This window comes from Tropicimonas isoalkanivorans (assembly GCF_900112335.1).
GTDB classification, from domain to species: Bacteria; Pseudomonadota; Alphaproteobacteria; order Rhodobacterales; family Rhodobacteraceae; genus Tropicimonas; species Tropicimonas isoalkanivorans.
This window is the reverse complement of record NZ_FOLG01000041.1, coordinates 1-3,751: the sequence shown is the minus strand read 5'-3', so window position 1 is coordinate 3,751 and position 3,751 is coordinate 1. Positions and strand designations below refer to the sequence as shown.

Below are 3,751 nucleotides of genomic sequence, written 5' to 3'. Positions count from 1 at the left end.
GTGGCAACCCGATACGACAGATGCCCGAAGGTCTTCCTGTCAGCCATCGCCCTGGCCGCTCTCGTCATTTACTGGCTATGAGTCCTGACCCTAGGGAAGGCAGATCAATCCTGACGACGCACTCCGGAAGGGGTGGCGCGAACGGTCAATCGACCGCCCGCACGGCGCAGAAGGCCAGAATAGCAGCCGGATCGGTCCGGCGGCTCGGTTCCCGGCGTAAAGCGCCGTTTCGGTAGGAGATCAGGAACATGACCAGCATTCTCACGAATACCAGCTCAATGGTCGCACTGCAGACCTTAAAGGGCATCAACAACAACCTCAACCAAATCCAGAGCGAGATTTCGACTGGCAAATCTGTCTCTTCGGCCAAGGACAACGCTGCCGTCTGGGCCATTTCCAAGGTGATGGAATCAGATGTCAAAGGGTTTCAGGCGATCTCCGATAGCTTGGCGCTCGGCGAGTCCACAGTCGCGGTTGCCCGCAACGCATCTGAAACGGTTACAGACCTTCTGACCCAGATGAAGGAGAAGGTGGTCTCGGCTCAGGAGGAGAACGTCGACCGCGAAAAGATCCAAACTGACATCGAAGCGCTCAAGGACCAGATCGGCGCCGTCGTCGGCGCAGCTCAATTTAACGGTCTCAACCTTGTGGACGGCTCGTCAGCCGAAGACGTGACCGTGCTCTCCTCTCTCGACAGGGACGCGTCCGGCACTGTCTCGGCGTCTCACATCACAGTGGCCCGGCAAGATCTCTCGGTCTCGAACACTGCCACTGGCGCAACGTTTGGCACGACGGCCGTGAACGATGGGACCTACTTGCAGGGCGGCGGCGGTGCGGTCACCGACGACACGGCAACAGCCGTCGCGGAGAGCGGCACATACGATGTTCAGATCACGTCCGTCCATGACAAGGCAAGCTATCGGCTGACGCTGGATGACACTGCGGCCGGTGGTCCCCTGGGGCAACGGGTTTTTGAATACGTCGCCGATGCTGACGACAGCGTGAATTCCGTGGCGGCCACGCTTGAAACGCAGGTTTCCAACTTTCTTTCCGCAACCGGGGATAACTCGGAATACACTGTCTCACGCAATGGCGATACGCTCACGTTCACCAACGTGACGGGCGGGAACGCCGGCGACCTGATGATCACCATGGAAGCTGCGAGCGACGGGACGGCTGGCACCTCGGCAGGCGGACTTGGAAACCTGGCGACCATCGATGTCACCACAGATGCGGGCGCAAACGCGGCGCTCACGTCGATCGAGTCGATGATCGACACCGCGATCAACGCTTCGGCGGCTTTCGGCTCCGTTCAGGGCCGCATCGAGACGCAGTCGGAGTTCATTTCCAACCTGACGGACTCGATGAAAGCCGGGATCGGCACACTTGTGGATGCCGACATGGAAGAAGCCTCTGCCCGGCTGCAAGCCCTGCAGGTGCAACAACAACTCGGCATTCAGTCGCTGTCGATCGCGAACCAGTCGCCGCAGTCCGTGCTCTCGCTCTTCCGCTAACAACACTGACGGGGCGCGGCGATACCCGCGCCCCTCCCCTCCCGCGACCTGAGTTGGTCGTCTTCCATTGAACTTCGGAAGGAAATGACGTGAACACCGTCGACATGGCCCAAAGGGCTTACGGGATGAATGCTGCGCCCGTAAAAACGAATCGCAGCGCCGAGTACGAGATATTCACCCGCCTTACCCGCAAGATTTTGGCTGCGGAACGCTCGAAGCGAGAAGGGTTCGTCGCGCTGACCCAGGCGCTGTTCGAAAATCGACGCCTATGGTCCGCGCTCGCTCTCGACGTTGCGCAGAAAGAGAATGCGCTGCCACCGGCATTGAGGGCACAGATCTTCTACCTTGCCGAGTTCGTAGAGACCCATACTCGCAAGGTGCTCAAGGGACAGGCCACCGCGCAGGCACTCGTGGACGTCAACACTTCGGTCATGCGCGGGCTCGCTGGAGAGGGGTCAACCTCGTGACAGGCCTCGTACTCAAGCTCGGGCCCCGCGAGAGAGTCCTCATTAACGGTGCCGTGATCGAAAACGGCGACCGCCGCAGCCGGGTCAGTATTATCACACCCAACGCAAACATCCTTAGGCTTCGGGACGCCATTCACCCCGAAGAGGCCAACACGCCGGTACGACGGGTCTGCTACGTCGCGCAACTCGTGCTTTCCGGCGACGCCGACCCCGAGGAGGCCCGACCTCAGCTCCTGCGCGGAATTGAACAACTGAGCCATGTGCTCACGGACAAGGATAGCAGGCAGTTTCTGGACTCCGCGACGAGGGCAGTCATTTCTGGTTTGCATTACCAGGCTCTGAAGGCCCTTAGGGGGTTGCTTCCCCGTGAACAGCGGCTGCTGGCTGCCACGCACCAATGAGCTTCCAGCCCATTTTGCCTTTGAGTGGCTACTCCGGTTGGGCATTTCTCAACCGGACGCTCGAAAGTCAGAAAGAAAATTTCGCAGCGTCTCGTCAGGTGCAGAGTGATGTGGACTATTTCCGGGAGAACATATCGAACGTGCGGTCAGCAACCGACTTGGTGGGCGACTATCGCTTGCTCAAGGTTGCGCTTGGCGCATTCGGCCTGGATGACGATATTGGTAACAAGTTTTTCGTCCAGAAAGTCCTGAGTGAGGGAACTTCTTCGGGCGAATCTTTCTCCAACAAACTTGCTGATAAGCGCTACTTCGCTTTCAGCCAGGCATTCGGCTTGGGCGATGGAGAGGTGACCCGTACGGCGCTTCCAGGATTCTCTGACAGCTGCATATCAGCATACCAGGAACGGCAATTCGAGATGGCAGTCGGAGAGCAGAATGAGAATTTCAGGCTCGCCCTGGACACCCGGAGAGAACTTGCAGAGATCGCGTCCGGTGATCTCAGCGAAAATGGCATGTGGTATTCCGTTATGGGCTCCCCGCCCTTGCGAACCGTCTTTGAAACAGCATTCAATCTGCCAAGCTCGTTCTCCTCTCTTAACATTGATGATCAACTCGAAGTTTTCAGGGACAAGGCAAGTCGCGAATTCGGGGAGGATAGCATCCGACAGTTTTCCGAGCCGGAACAAAGGGAGAAACTCATAAGAACATTTCTGCTGAGGAAGGACCTGAACGAATCTCTTGGCGCCATGACATCGAACAACATAGCGTTGATGATTATCAGCAGCGCAAACAATTATCGGTGACGTTACAATACCGGATATGCTTGGAATTTTTAAAAACTAGGCTCAAGCTCCCGGCCAAAAACCATGGTTGCAGAAGAAGCGATCGCTCCAAGAGACAATTTTTGTCACCTATCTTAGCGATGTCAAATATGCCGCCAGTCCTTGAGCCTTCTGAAAGTGTTCTCGATTCGGGTTCACCAAATGTATCTGCACGAGCCGACTTCGACAGTCCCCTTCCACGGCTTCCAACCCGGGACCCAAGGGTGTATCCAGCTGTTTTCCACAGCATCTTTGAACCAACCCACATCGTCCCCACGATGCAAGAGCAGCCATTCGTCATTTGGGAGGGCATTTGCGTCAAACACGCCCATTGCGCCGGGACCGGATGTGTTTCCGTTGGAAACGAATGGCAGCGCGGCCACGGGTAAATGGGCGTTAGCGCTAGCGTTTACCTAGCGGCGCTTCGCCATCTTGCTGCACGACATGTCTGGAGGCTAGGGTCAGGACTCATAGCCAGTAAATGACGAGAGCGGCCAGGGCGATGGCTGACAGGAAGACCTTCGGGCATCTGTCGTATCGGGTTGCCA

The 3,751-nt window shown here is 57.3% G+C and carries 4 protein-coding genes and 1 pseudogene; all 5 read left to right on the top strand.

Annotated features, from left to right (window positions below; translation table 11 throughout):
• A pseudogene (locus BM075_RS24300) lies at positions 1-81 on the top strand (IS5/IS1182 family transposase); the annotation flags it as partial.
• Between the two features lie 167 nt (positions 82-248).
• Entirely contained in the window at positions 249-1,514 is a 1,266-nt protein-coding gene (locus tag BM075_RS23940; protein ID WP_093363107.1) for a flagellin, read from the top strand.
• 89 nt (positions 1,515-1,603) lie between these two features.
• Positions 1,604-1,981, top strand: coding sequence for a flagellar biosynthesis regulator FlaF (gene flaF / locus BM075_RS23935; RefSeq protein WP_245758973.1), 378 nt, complete (start codon positions 1,604-1,606; stop codon positions 1,979-1,981).
• On the top strand, positions 1,978-2,382 hold the full coding sequence (flbT, locus tag BM075_RS23930) for a flagellar biosynthesis repressor FlbT (protein WP_093363106.1): 405 nt from the start codon (positions 1,978-1,980) through the stop codon (positions 2,380-2,382). The genes flaF and flbT overlap by 4 nt, the downstream gene beginning before the upstream one ends.
• On the top strand, positions 2,379-3,185 hold the full coding sequence (locus BM075_RS23925) for a DUF1217 domain-containing protein (RefSeq protein ID WP_093363105.1): 807 nt from the start codon (positions 2,379-2,381) through the stop codon (positions 3,183-3,185). The genes flbT and BM075_RS23925 overlap by 4 nt, the downstream gene beginning before the upstream one ends.
• The last annotated feature ends 566 nt before the right edge of the window (positions 3,186-3,751 follow it).

What these genes read in the sequence shown, in the direction of transcription:
- BM075_RS23940 (WP_093363107.1), top strand. Translation starts at nt 249, where the DNA reads ATGACCAGCATTCTCACGAATACCAGCTCAATGGTCGCACTGCAGACC.
- BM075_RS23925 (WP_093363105.1), top strand. Translation starts at nt 2,379, where the DNA reads ATGAGCTTCCAGCCCATTTTGCCTTTGAGTGGCTACTCCGGTTGGGCA.